This window comes from Streptomyces sp. HUAS TT7 (assembly GCF_051550175.1).
GTDB lineage: Bacteria > Actinomycetota > Actinomycetes > Streptomycetales > Streptomycetaceae > Streptomyces.
The window spans coordinates 5075211-5095293 of sequence record NZ_CP196175.1; the positions used below are offsets into that span (position 1 = coordinate 5075211).

General features: G+C 70.2%; 16 protein-coding genes and 1 pseudogene. 10 read left to right on the plus strand and 7 right to left on the minus strand.

Annotated elements, in window-relative coordinates; all coding sequences use genetic code 11:
* Positions 1-73 precede the first annotated feature (73 nt).
* Positions 74-1849: a dolichyl-phosphate-mannose--protein mannosyltransferase gene (locus ACSHXC_RS23010; protein WP_438293404.1), complete on the minus strand. Its 1776-nt coding sequence runs from the start codon at positions 1847-1849 to the stop codon at positions 74-76.
* A gap of 272 nt (positions 1850-2121) precedes the next feature.
* Here ACSHXC_RS23010 and rsmI point away from each other — a divergent pair, with 272 nt between their 5' ends.
* From rsmI to ACSHXC_RS23040, 6 genes are all read left to right on the plus strand, one after another.
* Positions 2122-3009: a 16S rRNA (cytidine(1402)-2'-O)-methyltransferase gene (gene rsmI / locus ACSHXC_RS23015; RefSeq protein WP_438293406.1), complete on the plus strand. Its 888-nt coding sequence runs from the start codon at positions 2122-2124 to the stop codon at positions 3007-3009.
* A 192-nt stretch (positions 3010-3201) separates the two neighbouring features.
* Positions 3202-3567 (plus strand): hypothetical protein, encoded by a 366-nt coding sequence (locus tag ACSHXC_RS23020; RefSeq protein ID WP_438293408.1) that lies wholly within the window; start codon positions 3202-3204, stop codon positions 3565-3567.
* Between the two features lie 60 nt (positions 3568-3627).
* Positions 3628-4500: a TatD family hydrolase gene (locus ACSHXC_RS23025; protein WP_438293409.1), complete on the plus strand. Its 873-nt coding sequence runs from the start codon at positions 3628-3630 to the stop codon at positions 4498-4500.
* Positions 4501-4636: 136 nt separating this feature from the next.
* Positions 4637-6034 (plus strand): ubiquitin-like domain-containing protein, encoded by a 1398-nt coding sequence (locus ACSHXC_RS23030; RefSeq protein ID WP_438293410.1) that lies wholly within the window; start codon positions 4637-4639, stop codon positions 6032-6034.
* A complete protein-coding gene (rsmA, locus tag ACSHXC_RS23035; protein ID WP_438293412.1) occupies positions 6031-6894 on the plus strand; it encodes a 16S rRNA (adenine(1518)-N(6)/adenine(1519)-N(6))-dimethyltransferase RsmA in 864 nt (287 codons plus the stop codon). Before ACSHXC_RS23030 ends, rsmA begins: the two co-directional genes overlap by 4 nt.
* Positions 6895-7123: 229 nt before the next feature.
* On the plus strand, positions 7124-8023 hold the full coding sequence (locus tag ACSHXC_RS23040) for a 4-(cytidine 5'-diphospho)-2-C-methyl-D-erythritol kinase (RefSeq protein ID WP_438293414.1): 900 nt from the start codon (positions 7124-7126) through the stop codon (positions 8021-8023).
* A gap of 2 nt (positions 8024-8025) precedes the next feature.
* On the opposite strand, the gene ACSHXC_RS23045 is transcribed toward ACSHXC_RS23040, so the two are convergent.
* The 4 genes and pseudogenes from ACSHXC_RS23045 to ACSHXC_RS23060 all read right to left on the minus strand — a co-directional run bounded on the left by ACSHXC_RS23045 (position 8026) and on the right by ACSHXC_RS23060 (position 10614).
* On the minus strand, positions 8026-8619 hold the full coding sequence (locus ACSHXC_RS23045) for a Uma2 family endonuclease (RefSeq protein WP_438293415.1): 594 nt from the start codon (positions 8617-8619) through the stop codon (positions 8026-8028).
* Between the two features lie 114 nt (positions 8620-8733).
* A complete protein-coding gene (locus tag ACSHXC_RS23050) occupies positions 8734-8973 on the minus strand; it encodes a DUF397 domain-containing protein (protein WP_438293417.1) in 240 nt (79 codons plus the stop codon).
* Positions 8970-9808: pseudogene (locus ACSHXC_RS23055) on the minus strand (helix-turn-helix domain-containing protein). The gene ACSHXC_RS23050 and the pseudogene ACSHXC_RS23055 overlap by 4 nt, the downstream one beginning before the upstream one ends.
* A gap of 116 nt (positions 9809-9924) precedes the next feature.
* A complete protein-coding gene (locus tag ACSHXC_RS23060) occupies positions 9925-10614 on the minus strand; it encodes a lipoprotein (RefSeq protein ID WP_438293419.1) in 690 nt (229 codons plus the stop codon).
* Positions 10615-10790: 176 nt separating this feature from the next.
* Between ACSHXC_RS23060 and ACSHXC_RS23065 the strand changes: the two genes are divergently transcribed.
* The 4 genes from ACSHXC_RS23065 (at position 10791) to ACSHXC_RS23080 (ending at position 17645) form a co-directional block, all read left to right on the plus strand.
* The gene (locus ACSHXC_RS23065; RefSeq protein ID WP_438293420.1) at positions 10791-12596 is read left to right on the plus strand and encodes an ABC-F family ATP-binding cassette domain-containing protein; all 1806 of its coding nucleotides are present in this window, start codon (positions 10791-10793) and stop codon (positions 12594-12596) included.
* A gap of 347 nt (positions 12597-12943) precedes the next feature.
* Positions 12944-14686, plus strand: coding sequence for an outer membrane protein assembly factor BamB family protein (locus ACSHXC_RS23070; RefSeq protein WP_438293421.1), 1743 nt, complete (start codon positions 12944-12946; stop codon positions 14684-14686).
* 46 nt (positions 14687-14732) lie between these two features.
* Positions 14733-16613, plus strand: coding sequence for an outer membrane protein assembly factor BamB family protein (locus ACSHXC_RS23075; protein WP_438293422.1), 1881 nt, complete (start codon positions 14733-14735; stop codon positions 16611-16613).
* 348 nt (positions 16614-16961) lie between these two features.
* Positions 16962-17645, plus strand: coding sequence for a helix-turn-helix transcriptional regulator (locus tag ACSHXC_RS23080; RefSeq protein WP_438296765.1), 684 nt, complete (start codon positions 16962-16964; stop codon positions 17643-17645).
* 368 nt (positions 17646-18013) lie between these two features.
* Here the strand turns inward: ACSHXC_RS23080 and ACSHXC_RS23085 are convergent, their stop codons facing one another.
* On the minus strand, positions 18014-18295 hold the full coding sequence (locus tag ACSHXC_RS23085; RefSeq protein WP_438293424.1) for a hypothetical protein: 282 nt from the start codon (positions 18293-18295) through the stop codon (positions 18014-18016).
* Positions 18296-18311: 16 nt separating this feature from the next.
* A complete protein-coding gene (locus tag ACSHXC_RS23090) occupies positions 18312-19982 on the minus strand; it encodes a sodium:solute symporter family protein (RefSeq protein ID WP_438293425.1) in 1671 nt (556 codons plus the stop codon).
* Positions 19983-20083 lie beyond the last annotated feature (101 nt).

A 20083-nucleotide genomic window follows, 5' to 3' on the forward strand; every position in this document is an offset into this window, starting at 1 on the left:
GAGGGCGACTCTACGGGACGGCAGTGACAGTGGTGCTCTGAGTTGTCGAACGGTTACCGGAACGCGACCGGCATCACACCCAGCTGTCCAGCCACATCCGGCTGCGCCAGGAGTCGAGGGGGATGGCCGTGCCGGTGTAGATCGGCCAGAAGTACACGAAGTTCCAGACGATGAGCAGGACGAGCACGCCCGCCCCGATCGCCCCCACCGCGCGTCGCCGTTCGTCCGAGCCGGGGGGCCCGATGATCGCGCCGATCATCATCGCCACCGCCAGACACAGGAACGGCACGAACACGACCGCGTAGAAGAAGAAGATCGTGCGCTCCTGGTACATGAACCAGGGCAGGTACCCGGCCGCGATGCCGCACGCGATCGCGCCGGCCCGCCAGTCGCGCCGGAAGATCCAGCGCCACAGGACGTACAGGAGCGCGAAGCAGGCGGCCCACCACAGCAGCGGGGTGCCGAGCGCGAGGACCTCGGCGGCGCACTTGCCGCTCGTGCTGGTGGGGCAGCCCTGCGTGCCGGGGGCGGGGCTCTCGTAGTAGTACGAGACGGGCCGGCCGAGGACCAGCCAGCTCCACGGGTTCGACTGGTAGGTGTGGCCCTCGGTGAGGCCGACGTGGAAGCTGTAGACCTCGGTCTCGTAGTGCCAGAAGCTGCGCAGCGAGGCCGGCACCCAGCTCAGGTCGAACTGCGGCAGGTGGTTGACGGTGCCGATGACCGGCAGCTTGATGTGGTCGGGGGACAGGCCCGCGCGGCCGTCTGCCCAGTGGCGGCCGTACCCCTTGTCGGTGACGAACCATCCCGTCCACGACGCCATGTACGTGGCGATCGCCACCGGCACCGTGGAAACGAACGCCCAGAACGCGTCCCGGCGCAGGACCGCCCGGTAGGGGGTGACCGCCCCCGCCGTGCGCCGGGCGCCCGCGTCCCACAGGACGGCCATGACGCAGAAGAAGACCAGGATGTAGAGGCCGTTCCACTTGGTGCCGCAGGCCAGGCCCAGCATGATCCCGGCGGCGATCCGCCAAGGCCGCCAGCCGAACCTCAGGGTCGCCGCGATCTCCGCGTCCGGGCGCAGCTGCCCGTCCTCGCCCTCGGGCAGCGCGGCCGCGAGTTTCGCCCTCGTACGGTCGCGGTCGACGAGGAGGCAGCCGAAGGCGGCCACGACGAAGAACATCAGGACCGTGTCGAGCAGCGCGGTACGGCTCATCACGAAGTGCAGCCCGTCGACCGCGAGCAGCGTGCCCGCCAGGCACCCCAGGAACGTCGAGCGGAAGAGCCGCCGCCCGATCCGGCAGATCAGCAGCACCGACAGGGTGCCGAGCACGGCGACCATGAAGCGCCAGCCGAACGGCGTGAAGCCGAACATCTTCTCGCCGATGCCGATCAGGTACTTGCCGACCGGCGGGTGCACCACATAGCCCGGCGCGGTCGGCACCGCGATCAGATCGGGGTTGGCGAGGATCGACTTGTCGATGTCTTTCGGCCAGTCGCCCTCGTAGCCGTGGTTGATGAGCGCCCAGGCGTCCTTGGCGTAGTACGTCTCGTCGAATATCACCGCGTGCGGGGCGCCCAGGTGCCAGAACCGCATGAGCCCCGCGACCAGTGTGACCAGGAGCGGCCCCGCCCACGCCGACCAGCGCACGATGCGCGCCGCCCACAGCGGGGAGATGCCGAGCACCGTCCACAGCTGCCCCGAGGGCCCGCTGAACGGAGGCACCAGTCGCTCGCGCAGCCCGGTTCTCGGCCGCACGACATGGCCGAACCGGCGCATGCGGTGCGGCCAGGAGGGCGGCTCGTCCCCGGCTTCGTGGCCCGGCAGGGTCTGTGGCGCAGTACTGGTCACCGCGCCATCGTAGGGAACCCGGCTGTGTTGGGGGTGTGCGGTGGATCAGGGTCGGGTAGGTCGTGGCGTCTGGTGCGGTGCATCGCAAGGCGCCGGAGCGTCTTGAATGGGGGTCCCCCCTGGCCCTCAAGGCCTTGGGGGAGGAGCTATCGGGGCGCTTCGGTAACGCGGCGAGGTGCCGTGCCAGGCGTCGCGGCCCCGGCCCTGATCCACCGCACACCCCCAGGTCCCGTGGCCGGGCCCGGCGGCTCGGGCGTCGCCGGGCTGCGAGGATGGTTCGCGTGACCGGAACTCTCGTACTCGCAGGCACCCCCATCGGCGACACCGCGGACGCCCCGCCCCGGCTCGCCGCCGAACTGGAGCGGGCCGACGTCGTCGCCGCCGAGGACACCCGGCGCCTGCGCCGGCTGACCCAGGCGCTCGGCGTGCACACCCAGGGCCGGGTCCTCTCCTACTTCGAGGGCAACGAGTCGGCGCGCACCCCCGAGCTGGTCGAGGCCCTCGAAGGCGGCGCCCGGGTGCTGCTCGTCACCGACGCGGGCATGCCGTCGGTCTCCGACCCCGGGTACCGCCTGGTCGCGGCCTGCGTCGAGAAGGACATCAAGGTCACGGCGGTGCCGGGCCCCTCGGCGGTGCTCACCGCGCTCGCCCTGTCCGGGCTTCCCGTGGACCGCTTCTGCTTCGAGGGGTTCCTGCCGCGCAAGGCCGGCGAGCGCCTGGGCCGGCTGCGCGAGGTCGCCGACGAGCGGCGCACGCTGGTCTACTTCGAGGCCCCGCACCGGCTCGACGACACCCTGGCCGCGATGGCCGAGGTGTTCGGCGCCTCCCGGCGCGCGGCGGTGTGCCGGGAGCTGACCAAGACGTACGAGGAGGTCAAGCGCGGCCCGCTGAAGGACCTGGCCCAGTGGGCGGCCGAGGGTGTGCGCGGTGAGATCACCGTCGTGGTCGAGGGCGCGCCTCAGACGGGCCCGGCCGATCTGGACGAAGCCGAGCTGGTCAGGCGCGTGCAGGTCCGGGAAGAGGCGGGGGAGCGGCGCAAGGAGGCCATCGCGGCCGTCGCTGTCGAGACGGGTCTACCCAAGCGCGAGGTCTTCGACGCGGTGGTGGCGGCAAAGAATGCGGCACGTCAGGGCCCCGCGGCAGGTAAAGGACTATCGTAAAAAGTAAAACGCAGGCCGCGCACCGGGGCAGGGAAATGCGCGCAGCCCTAGGAAAGGCCAAGACCACACCAACTCTCGACAGCCCCTGATGCGTTTTGGCAGCGAAAGGCGTCTCCTGGATCGGGGACGCTTTCGCCCCCGCTCGCAAGAGCGCTCGCAAGAGCTTGTCCAGCGGACAAGAGGAGCCGGCACATGAGTGAGATCGCTGAGACCACGGCACACGAGGCATATGCCTTCGCGTGTATGAGGTGCGGATACGGCTGGGAACAGGCGTACGAAATAGAGCACCACACTGACGCCACCGGCCAGGCATTCGTCATATACAAGGCCAACGGCGAACGGGTGCCGTCCCCGCTGTCCGCCCCCACCTGCCTCAACTGCGGCGGGCACGTGGTGCGCATCATGCGCGCCGGGCGGGTGTCGTCCGCACAGCAGTGGCTCAAGGACCACGAACCGAGGCCGACCAAGTCCGAGCTGGAAGACGCGGCCGAGACGGACGTGAAGCCGGAGCACCACTGGCACCTGTCGGACCTCCTGCACCCCTTCCACCGGAGGTAAGTGCCTGCACGTACGTGACCGGCCGCGACGGGGGCGCGCCCCTTTCGTAGGATCGCCCGTATGAGTGCCGCCAAGGATGCCCCGCCGCCGCTGCCGGAACCGCTCGGAGTGGCGGTGGCCGATTCGCACACCCACCTGGACATGCAGGACGGCACGGTCGAACAGGCCCTGGAGAAGGCCGCGGCCGTGGGCGTCACCACCGTGGTCCAGGTGGGCTGCGACGTGAAGGGGTCCCGGTGGGCGGCGGAGACCGCCGAGGCGTACGCGAACATCCACGCCGCCGTCGCGCTGCACCCCAACGAAGCCCCCCGGATCGTCCACGGGGACCCCGACGGCTGGTCGCGCCAGGGCGCGCGCGGCCCCGGCGGCGACGGTGCGCTGGACGAGGCCCTCGCCGAGATCGAGCGGCTCGCCGCCCTGCCGTGGGTCAAGGGCGTCGGCGAGACCGGTCTCGACTACTACCGCACCGGACCCGAGGGCAAGGCCGCCCAGGAGCGGTCCTTCCGGGCGCACATCGAGATCGCCAAGCGGCAGGGCAAGGCGCTCGTCATTCACGATCGCGAGGCGCACGCCGATGTGCTGCGTATTCTGCGCGAGGAAGGCGCCCCCGAACGCACCGTCTTCCACTGTTATTCCGGCGACGCGGAAATGGCCGAACTCTGCGCCGAATCCGGGTACTTCATGTCCTTCGCGGGAAACATGACCTTCAAAAACGCCCAGCCGCTGCGCGACGCTCTCGCGGTCGCCCCGCTGGAACTTGTTCTTGTGGAGACCGACGCGCCGTTCCTCACCCCGGCGCCGTACCGCGGACGGCCCAATGCGCCGTATCTCATTCCGGTCACGGTGCGGGCCATGGCGGCCGTGAAGGGCATCGGTGAAGACGCGCTGGCCGCGGCGATCGCGGACAACACTGCGCGTGCGTTTGATTACTGACCGATAACAGCATCCGCCCGCCGTCGGGCGGCGTACAGGGTAGTGCCACGACACTGCGTAGTCGAGTTGCTTTGGAGAGTGACCGCTGCTCCGCTAGTGTCCCGGGCCGCACCATCGGACCGGACCCTGGAGCGTCGTGAGCAATTCGCAGGGCAGTCACCGTGCCGCACGCGGCGGGCACCGCGCCGGGACCGCCACGGCAACGCCTCCGTACGGCATCGCCACGGGTGCCGCCGAGGCTTCCGCGCCCCCCTTCGGCGCCCGTGTGCCCCGGTACGACGGCTTCACGCCCTCCTACGCCGGCCACGAGACCCAGATCGGCCCGGTGCCCATCCCCGAGCCGCGCGAACCCGCGCCGCCCCGCCGAGAACGCCAGGACGGGGAGCCCGGAGGGCGGGCCGGGGCGCGCCGGGCGGCCCGGCGCCGCAAGTCCTCCGGCGGGCCCGACGCGCTGCGCCGGCTCCTCCCACAGGCCCTCGTCGTCGCGTTCCTGGCGGGTGGCACCTCCGCGTTCGTCGTCAGCGACAAGGCCGTCAGGCTCACCGTCGACGGGGTGCCGCGCACCATGCACACCTTCGCCGACAGCGTCGATGAACTCCTCGCCGACGAGCACGTGCCGGTCGGGACGCACGACCTCGTGGCGCCCGGCCCCGCCGCCGGCCTCGCCGGCGGCGACGAGGTCGTGGTGCGCTACGGCCGCCCGGTCCAGCTCACCCTGGACGGGCAGCGCCGCCAGGTGTGGACGACCGCCCGCACCGTCGACGGGGCCCTGCGCCAGCTCGGCGTGCGCGCCGAGGGCGCCTATCTGTCGGCGTCCCGCTCCGCGGAGATCGGCCGCGCGGGCCTCGCCCTGGAGGTACGCACCGAACGCTCGGTGACCTTCCTCGCGGACGGCCGCGAAAACACCCTGCGCACCAACGCGGCCACGGTCGCCGAAGCCCTGGGGGAAGCGGGCATCTCGCTGCAGGGCCAGGACACGACCTCCGTCGCCCCGCTCTCCTTCCCGCACGACGGCCAGACGGTCACGGTCATGCGGATCAGCGGCACGAAGGAGGTGCGCGAGGAGCCGATCCCCTTCAAGGTCGAGAAGACCAAGGACGACACGCTGTTCGCGGGGACGCAGGTCGTGGTCCGCCAGGGCGAGCAGGGCGCCCGCAAGGTCACGTACGCGCTGCGTACGGTCAACGGGGTGAAGCAGAGGCCGAAGAAGGTCGACACGGAGACCGTGCGCGAGCCGGTGACCCAGCAGGTCAAGGTCGGCACCAAGGCACTGCCCACGTCGGTGGGCGGCGCCGACCACCTCAACTGGAGCGGCCTGGCCCACTGCGAGTCGGGCGGCCGCCCCGGCGCGCTCGACCCGTCGGGCACCTACGGCGGGCTCTACCAGTTCGACGCGGGCACCTGGCACGCGCTCGGCGGCAGCGGGCGGCCCGAGCAGGCACCGGCCGGCGAGCAGACGTTCCGCGCGAAGAAGCTCTTCGTGACCCGGGGAGCGAGCCCGTGGCCGCACTGCGGCCGTAGGCTGTATCGGTGAGCACCACTGAGCCCGACGCACTCCTTACCCCCGCCGACATCCGCGAACTGGCCGCAGCGCTTGGCGTACGCCCCACCAAGCAGCGCGGCCAGAACTTCGTCATCGACGCCAACACGGTCCGCCGCATCGTGCGGACCGCCGAGGTCCGCCCCGACGACGTGGTGGTGGAGGTCGGCCCGGGCCTGGGCTCGCTGACCCTGGCGCTGCTCGAAGCGGCGGACCGGGTGGTGGCGGTGGAGATCGACGACGTACTGGCATCGGCGCTCCCGTCGACGATCGCGGCCCGCATGCCGGCCCGAGCGGACCGTTTCTCTCTCGTCCACTCGGACGCGATGCTGGTCCAGGACCTGCCGGGCCCGCCCCCCACGGCACTGGTGGCGAACCTCCCGTACAACGTGGCGGTCCCGGTCCTCCTCCACATGCTGGACCGCTTCCCGAGCATCGAGCGCACGCTGGTGATGGTCCAGGCGGAGGTGGCGGACCGCCTCGCGGCGAAGCCGGGCAACAAGGTGTACGGGGTGCCTTCGGTGAAGGCGAACTGGTACGCGGACGTGAAGCGGGCGGGCTCGATCGGCCGCAACGTGTTCTGGCCGGCGCCGAACGTGGACTCGGGGCTGGTGTCGCTGGTGCGGCGTACGTCCCCGGTGGCGACGACGGCCTCGAAGTCGGAGGTCTTCGCGGTCGTGGACGCGGCGTTCGCCCAGCGCCGCAAAACCCTGCGGGCGGCGTTGTCGGGCTGGGCGGGCTCGCCCGCGGCGGCGGAAGCGGCCCTGGTCGCGGCGGGGGTTTCTCCGCAGGCGCGGGGCGAGGCGCTGACGGTGGAGGAATTCGCGAGGATCGCGGAGCACCGGGCGGGCTGATTTCCCCACCCCGCCCCTTCCCGAAACCTGCCGGGGGATGGCGTTCGACTGCGGACCGTGCGTGGCTGGTCGCGCAGTTCCCCGCGCCCCTAGCAGGATGCGGCACGGGCATTCCCAGCCTGTCCGGCGTTTGAGGACGAGCGCCCTTAAGGCGCGAACGGGGTCTGGGGCGGAGCCCCAGGGCGGGGTGGGGGAAAATGAACCGCCCGCACCCGAAGGAGCCCGCCCCGTGACCCGCACCGTCACCGTCCGCGTCCCCGCCAAGGTCAACGCCCAGCTGGCCGTGGGCCCCGCCCGCCCCGACGGGTTCCACGACCTCGCCAACGTCTTCCTCGCCGTCGCCCTCTACGACACCGTCACGGTGACCCCCGCCGACGAGCTCCGCATCACCTGCACCGGCCCGGACGCGGAACAGGTCCCCCTCGACCGCACCAACCTGGCCGCCCGCGCGGCGGAACTCCTCGCGGCCCGCCACGGCATCGAGCCCAACGTCCACATCCACATCGACAAGGACATCCCCGTCGCGGGCGGCATGGCAGGCGGCAGTGCGGACGGCGCGGGCGCGCTCCTCGCCTGCGACGCCCTCTGGGGCACGGGCACCGAACAGTCCCAACTCCTCGACATCTGCGCCGAGTTGGGCAGCGACGTGCCCTTCAGTCTGGTCGGCGGAGCAGCCCTCGGTACGGGACGCGGCGAGAAGCTCACCCCCCTGGAAGTCGGCGGCACCTTCCACTGGGTGTTCGCGGTGGCGGACGGCGGCCTCTCCACCCCGGCGGTGTACCGCGAGTTCGACCGCCTCACCCCGGACGCGCCCGACCCCGTAGCCTCCCCGGCCCTCCTGGACGCCCTGCGCACCGGCGACCCGAAGGCCCTCGCGGCCGCCCTCACCAACGACCTACAGGCCGCCGCCCTCTCCCTGCGCCCCTCCCTGGCGGACACCCTGGAGACGGGCAGGCAGGCGGGCGCCCTGGCCACCCTGGTCTCGGGCTCGGGCCCGACGACGGCCTTCCTGTGCGCCGACCCGGAGTCGGCGGGCGAGGTCGCGGCGGCGCTGATCGCTTCTGGCACCTGTCGCACCGCGAGGGTGGCCGAATCACCCGCCCGGGGCGCGACGATCCTGCCCGCCTGAGCTCAGAGCTCGTCCACGCCGGTGAGATCGATCTCGATGGCATAGGGCTTGCCCACCTTGAGCTGCTCACGCTGCATGCCCATGTGCACGTACGCCTTGGTGAGCGGGTCGAGCTCGTAGACGTGGACGACCGGTCGGCTGTCGCCCGTTCCGCCCCGCTCCACCCGCCAGTAGTTCTGGATACCGGCGGCGGCGTACTTCTGCGGCTTCGTCGTACGGTCCCGGGACTCGGAATCCGGGGACACGACCTCGACGGCAAGGAGCACGTCCTCCGCGCGAAAGCTCATCTGGTCCGGCCCGGTGATCGCGGAAGCGTGCAGCACGCTGACGTCGGGGGCGAGGCCATTGCGGCTGTCCAGGACGACGGTCATGTTCCGGGTGACCTTGAACTCGGCGGGCAGATCACGACGTACGCCGTTGACCAACAGGTCGACCACGACCGAGTGGAACATGCGCTGCGGGCTCGCAAAGACCAGGCTCCCGTCGATCAGCTCGGTGCGCGACGGGAGCTCGGGCAGCGTGAACAGGTCGTCCACGGTGTAACCGTCCTGAGGCGGTCGGGGCCACTGGTACTCGACGGGCTCGTCAGCGTTCATGGTTTCTTCCATGGACGGGATCCTTCGGCCCGCCCGTCCACGGTGGCCGCCGCTTTCCGATCACGTCACTACGTAGGGTGACACGGCCGTGTCCTGTTCGACCCAGGCCGGTCGTCAGCCCCGGTGCCCGGCGACGAACGCGGTCCACGCCCGCGCCGAGACGGCGAACTGCGGACCCTGCTTGTCTTTGGAGTCGCGTACGTGGACGGTGGCCGGGCAGACCGCGACCTCTACGCAGTTGTCGCCCTGCGTACCGCTATAGCTCGACTTGTGCCAGTCGAGGGCGACTTCTACGCAGCTGTCGCCTTCGGTGCCGCTGTAACTGGACTTGAACCAGGCGAGTTCGGTGCTCATAGGGCTCCTCGGATTCGCTCCAACAGGTCCCGTGATTCAGCTGGGCTGAGGGCCTGCGAGCGCAGTGTTTCATACCGCCGGTGGAGGGGAGCCACCTCTTTCAGGTCGCTGATCAGGCGTCCGTTCTTCTGACCCTCCGAGTAGGCGTATCGCCGTCCGTCCGGCCCTTCCAACAACTGCAGCGGCCCGTCGAGACACGCGTGGAACTCGCAACCCAACGGCATGATTTGGAGCGTTACGTTGCGGGGTTTCGTGCTCTCCAGCACGTGATCCAGCATGTCCCGTGTTACCTCCACGCCGCCCAGCCGCTCCCGGAACACCGCCTCCGAAACGATGAAGCTGAACGGCACGTTCGGTCGCTCCCGCAGCAGTTGTTGGCGCTCCAGCCGCGCGGTGATCTGCTCCTCCACTTGCTCATCCGTAAGCGGGGGTACGGAGTTCTCGAACAGCGTGCGCGCATACGCCTCCGACTGCAACAGCCCTGGCACCACCCGGCATTCGTACGTACACAGGCTCACACCGCCGTCCGCTCCCGTCGGGCCCACTCTCGGAACCACGCCGCCAACCCCGGATGCCGGGTCAGATGGCGGTACGCCTTCTTCAGCGCACCCGTCCCGCCCAGGGCAGGCTCCGCCCGTTCCACGAAGTCGCGGTCCGGCATGCGGCGGCCCAACTCGATTGATTCCACGGTGTGCTTGGAGAAGCGGACCAGCGCTGCGAGCTCTTCGCGAGTGAGCCCGGCGTGTTCGCGCAGGCCTTGCACGAACGCCCCGAACGTCTTCAGGCTGTCGGACGAGACGGGCTCGCCCGCGCCGTACTCCCAGTCGTCGGTCATGTGCCGCCACCTTCCGGTGAGTTGATCTCCCCGCTCAACTCGCCCAGGGTGACCGCTCGCGACCGTACCGTCCACCCTCCGTGTCCGTACGCTCGCTCAGCGTACGGATCGGGGCCCTATGGCGTCGCCTTCATGCTGGTCTTCGCCCGCTCGTACGCCGGGAGCATCTGCTCGTGTTCCTCGCTGTCCCAGCCGCCCAGGTGCAGGACGAGCGTGCCCTTCGGGGTGACGACCGCCAGGGCGGTCTCGCGCTTCGACCTGTCCAGCAGCTTGCTGTACGTCTCGTAGGTGACCTCGGCGGCGGGAAGCGTGCCCGCCTTGATCTCCTTGTACGTCGCCTTGCTCGCCGTCTTGTCGGCGCCCACGTACGCCTCAAGGGCGGCGCGGGGCGTGCCGGACGTGGCGTTCTCGGTCCAGGCGCGCAGGAAGCCGATGTTTCCCGCGGGCTTCGCGTCGATCTCGCAGGCCATCGTGAACGGGCCCTGCTTGGCGAGCCCGGCCACGGGCGAGTCCGCCTCGACGTGGACCGGCTTCGGCTTCCACTGGGGCGCCAGGTCGAAGGACGCGGGCAGGGTGCAGGCCGAACCCGGCGTCCCCACCGTGCCGTCCTTCGCCGTCGAGCCCCCGCTCTGAGACGGCGTCGCCTTCGCCGTCGGGCCCCCGCTCTGGGAAGGGGACGGCTTCGCCGAGGCGGACGGGCTCTGCGCCGCCGCCGACTCCTTCTCCTCCCCGCAGCCCGTCAGTACCGCCACCGCCACCGCCACCGCCAGCGCCGCCGCGACCGCGCTCCGCCCCGCATTCCGCATCGTGAGCCCCCGCCCCTTTTAACCGTCGTAAAGGTCGTAACCGTCGTAAACCTCGTAAATCGAGGATTTGACCATCGTATTACCTCCCGTACGAGCCTTTGATCGCCACCGATCGCTGCCCGACCCCCCGCGGCGACTACCCTGGACGACGATCCATCCCCCTGCTCAGGAGTGAAATGGCCGTCAACCTGGTCAATGTCGAGGCAGTCAGCAAGGTGTACGGGACCCGTGCCCTGCTCGACGGCGTCTCTCTCGGCGTCTCCGAAGGGGACCGGATCGGTGTCGTCGGGCGCAACGGCGACGGCAAGACCACCCTCATCCGGATGCTCGCCCAGCTGGAGGAGCCGGACACCGGGCGCGTCACGCACGTGGGCGGGCTGCGCCTCGGCGTGCTCACCCAGCACGACTCGCTCGACCCCCAGGCCACCATCCGCCACGAGGTCATCGGCGACCTCGCCGACCACGAGTGGGCCGGCAACGCCAAGATCCGCGACGTGCTGACGGGCCTGTTCGGCGGGCTCGACCTGCCCGGCTTCGCGCAGGGCCTCGACACCGTCATCGCGCCGCTGTCCGGCGGCGAGCGGCGCCGCATCGCGCTCGCCAAGCTGCTCATCGGTGAGCCGGACCTGATCGTGCTCGACGAGCCGACCAACCATCTGGATGTCGAGGGCATCTCGTGGCTCGCCCGGCACCTTCAGGCCCGGCGGTCCGCGCTCGTCTGCGTCACCCACGACCGCTGGTTCCTCGACCAGGTCTGCACCCGCATGTGGGACGTCCAGCGCGGATCCGTCTTCGAGTACGAGGGCGGGTACTCCGACTACGTCTTCGCCCGCGCCGAGCGCGAGCGCATCGCCGCCACCGAAGAGGCCAAGCGGCAGAACCTCATGCGCAAGGAGCTCGCCTGGCTGCGCCGCGGCGCCCCGGCCCGTACCTCCAAGCCGCGCTACCGCATCGAGGCCGCCAACGAGCTCATCGCCGACGTGCCGCCGCCGCGCGACACCAGCGAGCTGATGAAGTTCGCCAACGCCCGGCTCGGCAAGACCGTCTTCGACCTGGAGGACGTGACCGTCCAGGCGGGCGAGAAGCTGCTGCTCAAGCACCTCACCTGGCAGCTCGGCCCCGGCGACCGCATCGGCCTGGTCGGCGTGAACGGCGCGGGCAAGACCTCGCTGCTCCGCGCCCTCGCCGAGGCCTGGCGCACCGCGGGCGAGGCGCAGCCCGCCGCGGGCAAGGTCGTCGTCGGCAAGACCGTGAAGCTCGCCTACCTCTCCCAGGACGTCGCCGAACTCCCGCCCGCCCTGCGGGTGTTGGAGGCCGTCCAGCAGATCCGCGACCGCGTCGACCTCGGCAAGGGCCGCGAGATGACCGCCGGCCAGCTCTGCGAGCAGTTCGGATTCTCCAAGGAGAAGCAGTGGACGCCCGTCGGCGACCTCTCCGGTGGTGAGCGGCGGCGGCTCCAGCTGCTCCGGCTCCTCATGGACGAGCCCAACGTGCTCTTCCTCGACGAGCCCACCAACGACCTCGACATCGAGACGCTGACCCAGCTGGAGGACCTCCTCGACGGCTGGCCCGGCTCCATGGTCGTCATCTCCCACGACCGGTTCTTCATCGAGCGCACCACCGACCACGTGTGGGCGCTGCTCGGCGACGCCACGCTGCGGATGCTGCCGCGCGGCATCGACGAGTACCTGGAGCGCAGGCAGCGGATGATCGAGTCCGCGCCGGCCCCGGTCGCGGCCCCCGCCGCCAAGCCCGCGAGCGGGGTGTCGGCCCAGGACGCCCGTGCCGCGAAGAAGGAACTCCAGAAGGTCGAGCGGCAGCTCAACAAGATCTCCGACCGCGAGACCCATCTGCATGCGCAAATCGCCGATAACGCCACAGACTTCGGGAAGGTGGCGAAACTGGATGCCGAGCTGCGCGAACTGATCGCCGAGCGCGACGAGTTGGAGATGCGCTGGCTCGAACTGGCCGAAGAGGCCTGAGGCAGACGCGTACGAACGTCTTGCGGCGCTCGCGTAGAGACCGCGTACAGAGTCAGTAACGGCGGCATTACGGGCCGGTTCTCCCTTGGGAACAGGGGTGACCGGCCCGTGGCGTGTACCGCTCAGAGTGATAGAAAGTAGCTCCGTTCGACTGACGTAAAGACGCAAAGACGCAAATTCGGGGGTATCTCGCTGTGACTCAGCCGCCCAGTTCGCAGCCACCGCAGGGGGGCTTCGGAGCACCGCAGGACAAGCCTCAGGGACCGCCTGCCCAGCCTCAGGGGCCGCCGCCCCAGCCGCCGCAGATGCCGGCCGCGCCACCCACTCCCCCCGCGCAGCCGCCGCAGATGCCGCCTGCTCCGCCGGCCGGAGCGCCCGGCTACGGCTACCCGCAGGCGGCCCCGCAGCAGCCGGGGCAGCCGGGTTACGGCTATCCGCAAACCCCTGGGCAGCAGCCCGGTTACGGCTACCCGGGCCAGCCCTCGACGGGCCCCAACCCGTATTCCGGTGCAAGCACCGGCTCCACTGGAGCGGCTGGCGCCGCGCCCTTTACTGCCCAGCAGGGCGGCTACGGCTACCCCGGTCAGCCGCAGTACCCGGGCGCCCCGGTGCCGCCGCAGGGCGGTGGCAAGAACCCGTTCAAGGGCAAGCCCGGGGCGATCGTGGCCGCGGCGGTCGCGGGCCTGCTGGTCATCGGCGGCGGCGCGTACTTCATGTTCAGCGGCAGCGGTGACGACGACAAGAAGCCCGTCGCCGACAAGAGCCACGGCGCACTGCCCTCCGGCTCGCCCTCCGTCGACAAGGGTGACGGCAAGGGCAACGGCGGCAGCGACTCCAACGACATCAACGCCGGGATCAAGGACGGCGAGGCGCGGGTCTGGCTGCACGAGAACGAGACCCCGCTGACCCAGAACGGCGCCGAGCAGCACGGCCCCTGGCGGCTGGGCGACGTCGTCGTCAAGGCCATGTACAAGGAGGTCGTCGGCTACGCCGTGGCGGACGGCAAGGAGAAGTGGAAGGTGTCCCTGGACACCCCCATCTGCAGCGCCCCGCACGACACCACCGCGGACGGAAAGATCGTCTTCGGCGTCCAGGAGAACAACACCAAGGACGCCAAGTGCAATCAGCTCCAGATGGTCGACCTGGCGGCCGGCAAGGCGGGCTGGAAGGCTCCGGTGCCGTCGGAGGGCCTCTTCGACATCATGGTCGGCGGCGACATGGCGATCAGCGGCAACACCGTGGTGCTTGCCCGCATGGGCGGCGCGAGCGGCTTCTCCATCGCCGACGGCAAGAAGCTGTACGGCACTCCGAAGACCGGTAACTGCCGCTCCGACGCGTTCGCGGGTGGCCCCAAGCTGATCTCCGTGGGCACCTGCACCGACCCGAACAACACCAGCATGGACGCCCCGCAGTCGGAGCTCCTCCAGGAGCTGGACCCGGCCACCGGCGCGTCCAAGTGGAACTACCAGTACGACAAGGGCTGGTCGATCCGGCGCGTCTACTCGATGGACCCGCTGGTCGTCTACGCCACCAACAAGGACAAGAAGACGTGGAACATCTCCACCTTCACCCCTGACGGCAAGGTCCGCTCGCAGGTCGACTCCAAGTCCCAACTGACCGCGAACTGCAGCGGATTCGGCATCGTCGACCGCCAGCTCCAGGACTGCTCGGGCACGGCCGCCGACGCCAACACCCTCTACATCTCCACCGAGGGCAAGGACGCCGGCGAACTCGGGGTCGGCCGCAGCAACGACGTGGTCGCCATCGACCTCGGCACCGGCAAGGAGAAGTGGCACGCGGCCGCGCCCAAGGGCCGCATGATGCAGCCGCTGGCCGTCGAGGGCGGCAACGTCGTGCTCTACATCGAACCCGGCATCGACGACCAGGGGGCCGCGATCGCGACCCTGCCCCCGACCGGCGGCACCCCGACGATCACCCTGCAGAGCCCGTCGGCGGCCGCCAGTACAGAGCGGAACTTCTTCGGCCCGCGCATGGCATGGGCGGGCGGGCGGTTCTTCATGCTGAACGGGCGGGTGAAGAGCCCCAAGGGCGACCAGAGGGACAACTCGCTCCTGTCCTTCGGCAAGTGACGCTCCAACTCCCCGTCCCCGCCTTCCAGTCAGAGGTCCCCCCGGCATGAGTCAGCCACCCCAGCCACCCCAGCCCCCGCAGCAGCCCTCGCAGCCCGAGGGCGCGCCCAAGGGATTCGGCGCCCCGCAGCAGCCCCCGGCCCCCGGGTTCGGCGCGCCCCAGGAGCCGGCCGCGCCCGGGTTCGGCGCGCCCACCCCGCCGCCGCCCGCCGGCCCGCCGAGCACCCCGCCGCCCGCGGCCCCGCCCGGCTACGGCTACCCCCAGACGCCCGGCACCCCGCCGCCCGCGGCGCCCCCGGCGTACGGCTACCCGCAGACCCCGCCTCCGCAGCAGCCGGGCTACGGATACCCTGGCCAGCCGCAGCAGCCCGGCCAGCCCGGTTACGGCTACCCGACGCCGCAGCCCGCCACCCAGCCGATGCAGCCCCAGTACGGAACGCCGGGCGCGCCCGTCCCCGGCGGCCAGGGCAGCGGCGGCAAGAAGCTCAACACCCAGATGGTGATCATCATCGCGGCGGTCGTCGCGGTGGCCCTGATCGTCGGCGGCGGCATCTGGTACGTCGGCAAGGACGACGGCAAGACCGACGCCAAGCAGGGCGACACCGGCGGCGCCAAGGGCGACGGCGGCAGCGCGACGGGCGGCGGTGGCAAGGAGAAGGCCCCCGCCAACACCGGCGCCAAGGTGCTCTTCCAGACCCCCCAGCCCAAGGTCACCGACCTCACAGCGGTGCACGGCTCATGGCTCACCGACAAGGTGTACGTCAAGTCCGGCGTCAAGGAGATCGTCGGCTACGACCCGGCCAAGGGCACCCAGCTCTGGAAGCTCCCGCTGACCGGCAACGTCTGCCAGTCGACCACGCACGTCTCGGCCGACGGCAAGACCGCGTTCGCCTTCGAGACCCAGGAGAACGGCGCCAAGTACGCCTCCTGCACCGAGGTCGCCGGCCTCGACCTCAACACCGGCAAGCTCCTGTGGCAGGCCGACGTCAAGGGTGCCAGCGGCGACCGCAAGACCCGCTTCGACGAGGTCACCCTGGGCGCGGGCACCGTCGCCGCGGGCGGCCTCGACGGCGGCGCCGCCTGGGACCTGAACACCGGCAAGGAACTCTGGAAGCCGACCACCACCGCCGACCAGTGCAAGGACGTCGGCTACGGCGGCGGTGACGCACTCGTGGCGGTCCGCAAGTGCGGCAACTACGACAAGCCCACCATCAACATCCAGACCCTCGACCCCAAGTCGGGCCAGCCGACGTCGACGTACAAGATGCTGCCCGGCATCCAGTACGCCCACATCGTCTCCACCACCCCGCTGGTGCTCGCCGCCGACGTCGGCGACAGCGCGGGCGACGGCAGCGGCATCTCGGACTTCTTCTCCGTCGACGCCAAGACCGGCAAGCTGCTCGCCCGCATCCCGGCCCCCGGCGACAAGTACGCGGCCAGCTGCGACGGCACCTCCGTCGAGAAGTGCAAGATGGTCGCGGCCGGAAACGGCAGGCTGTACGTTCCGACCGAGCAGCACGAGAACGCCGCCGCCGGGTCCTCCGGCTCGCTCGGCCGCACCAACGAGATCGTCGCCTTCGACCTCACCACCGGCCAGCCCGTGCCCGGCAAGGTGGACGCGGGCGACGGCTACACGCTGTACCCGATGCGCATGGACGGCAACAACGTCATCGCGTACAAGGACGCCCCGTACGACAAGGGCACGCAGGTCGTCAGCGTCGACGGCGGCAGCCTCAAGTCGACGCTGCTGCTGGAGAACCCGGCCGACCGCGCGGTCCGCGACGCGATCACGTCGTTCTCGCCGAAGTACTCCGAGATGCTCTACGGCAACGGCCGCCTGTACCTGGGCGCGGTGCTCCTGAGCAAGCCGTACTCGGCGAGCGACGCCGACAAGAAGTTCCTGTTCATGGCGACCGGCACGAGCTGAGGCGCGGAACCGGGGAAGGCCCCGGCCGCGGAGTTCGTACTCCGCGGCCGGGGCCTTTCGCCTTTTCCCGCACCGCCTTTTCGGCCACCTGTTTCCTCGCAGGTCGAGGGGGGCGCGGGACGTTCGGGACGGGCTGACTTTGCCCCATCTCCTGCCCCTCCTTCTTCCTCAACCGGGCCTGAATGCCGGAGAATTCGGCATTCTGGGGGCTTCTTACCGGTAAGGGGCGCGCGGCGTCGAACAAGCGTGTAGCTTGCCGGGGCAAGAGGGGCCGGGGACCGGGGGGTCCGAGTGGGCTGCCCTCAGCTCGTAGAGCTGGGGAGAGCCCAGGGGATGGGGGGTAGCTCGATGGGCGTGCGGCTCATGGTGGTCGACGACCACCGGCTGCTCGCCGAGGCACTCGCCTCGGCGCTGAAACTGCGGGGCCACCGGGTGCTCGCCGCGGCGGCTCCGGTCGCCGGGGCCGCCGAACTGGTGGTGAGCCGGGCACCCGAGGTGTGCCTGCTCGGCACGGCCTCGCCCGCCGAACCGGGGGTGTTCGACCCGATCGTACGGATCAAGCGGGAGCGGCCGCAGGTGGCCGTGGTGGTGCTCGGCCCGGTGCCGAGCCCGCGCGGAATCGCGGCGGCCTTCGCGGCGGGGGCGTCGGGGTACGTGCGCCACGACGAGCGCATAGAGGGCGTTGAGCGGGCGATGGTGAAGGCGAGGGCGGGTGAGGCGGCGGTGGCTCCGCAACTGTTGCAGGGTGCGTTCGCCGAACTCCTCAACCCGGCGGCCCAGCCCGACGACGAGGGCCAAAGGCTGTTGCAACTGCTGACCCCGCGCGAGGTGGAGGTCCTGGTCAGGGTGGCGGACGGCGAGGACACCCGCCTGATCGCGGCGGGCATGGGGATAGCTCCCTCGACCGCCCGGACCCACGTCCAGCGAGTCCTGATGAAACTGGGCGTCGGCTCCCGCCTGGAGGCGGCGGCACTGGCCGCGCGCACGGGCTTGCTGGACCGGGCGGCCCAGCCCCCGCTGGAGGCGCCGTAGCGATCATGCGGCTCGGTGGGGTGCGCTGGGGCTCCGCCCCAGACCCCGGGAGTCCCCCACCCCACCCCTTCCCGAAACCCGCCGGGGGGAAAGTGCTCCTGGGGCTCCGCCCCAGACCCCGTTCGCGCCTGAAGGGCGCTCGTCCTCAAACGCCGGACGGGCTGAGATGCCGGGACTGGCCAGCACCGACCCTGCCAGGGGCGCGGGGAACTGCGCGACCAGCCCGCCACGGTCCGCAGCCGAAGGAATACCTGCGGGAGCGCCGAGCCGTCAGGGGTGGCCTGCTTCCACCCCGCCAGGGGCGCGGGGAACTGCGCGATCAGCCACGTACGGGCCGCACCCAACCGACCCGCACCCCGCAGAACCCCCTACTCCCCGGATGACGACGGCGTAGGCGAAGCCGTAGGCCGCAGTTTCAGCCACACCAGGAAGAACACCCCCAGGGCGAGCATGCCCAGGCCCGTCCAGAGGTTGATGTTGATCCCCTGCGCCTTCTTCAGGTCCGCGGAGGACGCGAAAACCCCCGCCCCGCCCACAATCACCCCGTACAGGGTGAACAGCCCCCCGATGATCCGGCGGATGTCGAACAACCGGGCCGCCGACGCCGACTTCCGCTCCAACTCGGATACTTCACGCTGCAGTTCAGACATTTAAGGCGACCTCCGGTCAGAACGAGTAGGGGACGTAGCAGAGCGCGGCCAGCGCAATCGCGCCCCAGCCGAGAAGAGCCGGCCGGCGGTACCACGCGGCGTCGCCCTCGGCGGGCGGCTCCTCGGCGCCGGGGGACTTCGTCCCGTAGACGAGGCCCGCGAGCTCGGAGGCCGGCTTCGGTGCTGTGAACAGGGTGACCAGCACCATCACCACCGCGCCCGCCACGAAGCCCACGATCGCCGAGACGAAGTTCGCGCCCTGGTCGGTCGGGATGGACACGACACCCTGCTTGTAGATCCAGAAGTAGTTGACCATCGCGGCCGTGGTGCCCGCCAAGAGCCCCCACACCCCCGACTTCACCGACGCCCGCTTCCAGAACATCCCGATCACGAACACCACGAACATCGGCACGTTGAAGAAGGAGAACAGCGTCTGGAGGTAGCCCATGATGTTGGAGAAGGACGAGGCGATGAACGCCGTACCGATGGAGGCGAGCACCCCGATCGCGGTGATCAGGCGCCCGAACTTCAGGTAGTAGCCATCCGGCTGGTCCTTCTTCACGTACTTGGCCCAGATGTCGTACGTGAACACGGTGTTGAAGGACGACACGTTCGCCGCCATGCCCGCCATGAACGCCGCGAGCAGACCCGTCACCGCGATGCCGAGCACGCCGTTGGGCAGCAGCTCCTGCATGAGCATGGGGATCGCGTCGTTGTACGTCAGGTCCGAGCCCGCCGTGCCGATCTTGGGTACGAGCACGGCCGCGACCAGGCCCGGGATCATCACCAGGAACACGATGAACATCTTCGGGAACGCGGCGATCAGCGGGGTGCGCCGGGCCGCGCTCAGGTTCTTCGCGGACAGCGCCCGCTGCACCTCGGCGAAGTTGGTCGTCCAGTACCCGAAGGACAGCACGAAGCCGAGCCCGAGCACGATGGTCAGCCAGTTCGCGCCCAGCGGGTTGGCCTGGCCGATGCCGGTGCCGCCCCACGCGGACAGGAAGTTGTCACCGTGGCTGGTCTTGAGCGAGCTCGTCAGGCCGTCCCAGCCGCCGACCCGCTTCAGACCCAGGACCGTCAGCGGTATGAGCGCGGCCAGGATCACGAAGAACTGGAGCACCTCGTTGTAGATCGCCGAGGACAGCCCGCCGATGGTGATGTACGCGAGCACGAACAGCCCCGCGACGACGATCGCCACCCACTGCGGCCAGCCGAGCAGCGCCTCCACGACGATCGACAGGGCGTACAGGTTGACCCCCGCGATCAGCACCGCGGCGAACGCGAACAGCACCGAGGCCAGCAGGTGCGCCGACCTGTCGAAGCGCTGGAGCAGGAATTCCGGTACGGAGCGGACTTTCGACGAATAGTAGAAGGGCATCATCACGAGACCCAGGAAGACCATCGCCGGGATCGCGCCGATCCAGTACCAGTGCACGACCGCGACGCCGTACTGGGCGCCCGTCGCGGACATGCCCAGGATCTCGGTGGCGCCGAGGTTGGCGGCGACGAAGGCGAGCCCGGTCACCCAGGCCGGCAGCGACCGGCCCGACAGGAAGAAGTCGAGGCTGGTCTTCACGCTGGCGCGGGCGGCGAAGCCGATGCCCAGAACGACGATGAAGTAGATCGCCAGAATCGTGTAGTCGAGCCCGTTGGTGGGGAGCCGAAGCCCCGCGGCCAGGTAGTGCATGCGTACTCGCTTCGTCGCGCTTACTGATCCGGACGGGAACCTACGCCTCCATGTTCAGAAACTGAACAGTTTTGATGAGATTGTTTGTTTGATTGTGATCG

Coding starts and splice junctions, on each gene's coding strand:
- ACSHXC_RS23075 (WP_438293422.1), top strand. CDS start 14,733: ATGAGTCAGCCACCCCAGCCACCCCAGCCCCCGCAGCAGCCCTCGCAG.
- ACSHXC_RS23060 (WP_438293419.1), bottom strand. CDS start 10,614: ATGCGGAATGCGGGGCGGAGCGCGGTCGCGGCGGCGCTGGCGGTGGCG.
- ACSHXC_RS23050 (WP_438293417.1), bottom strand. CDS start 8,973: ATGAGCACCGAACTCGCCTGGTTCAAGTCCAGTTACAGCGGCACCGAA.
- ACSHXC_RS23090 (WP_438293425.1), bottom strand. CDS start 19,982: ATGCACTACCTGGCCGCGGGGCTTCGGCTCCCCACCAACGGGCTCGAC.
- rsmI (WP_438293406.1), top strand. CDS start 2,122: ATGGTTCGCGTGACCGGAACTCTCGTACTCGCAGGCACCCCCATCGGC.
- ACSHXC_RS23080 (WP_438296765.1), top strand. CDS start 16,962: ATGGGCGTGCGGCTCATGGTGGTCGACGACCACCGGCTGCTCGCCGAG.
- ACSHXC_RS23020 (WP_438293408.1), top strand. CDS start 3,202: ATGAGTGAGATCGCTGAGACCACGGCACACGAGGCATATGCCTTCGCG.
- ACSHXC_RS23025 (WP_438293409.1), top strand. CDS start 3,628: ATGAGTGCCGCCAAGGATGCCCCGCCGCCGCTGCCGGAACCGCTCGGA.
- ACSHXC_RS23085 (WP_438293424.1), bottom strand. CDS start 18,295: ATGTCTGAACTGCAGCGTGAAGTATCCGAGTTGGAGCGGAAGTCGGCG.
- ACSHXC_RS23065 (WP_438293420.1), top strand. CDS start 10,791: ATGGCCGTCAACCTGGTCAATGTCGAGGCAGTCAGCAAGGTGTACGGG.
- ACSHXC_RS23070 (WP_438293421.1), top strand. CDS start 12,944: ATGCCGCCTGCTCCGCCGGCCGGAGCGCCCGGCTACGGCTACCCGCAG.
- ACSHXC_RS23045 (WP_438293415.1), bottom strand. CDS start 8,619: ATGAACGCTGACGAGCCCGTCGAGTACCAGTGGCCCCGACCGCCTCAG.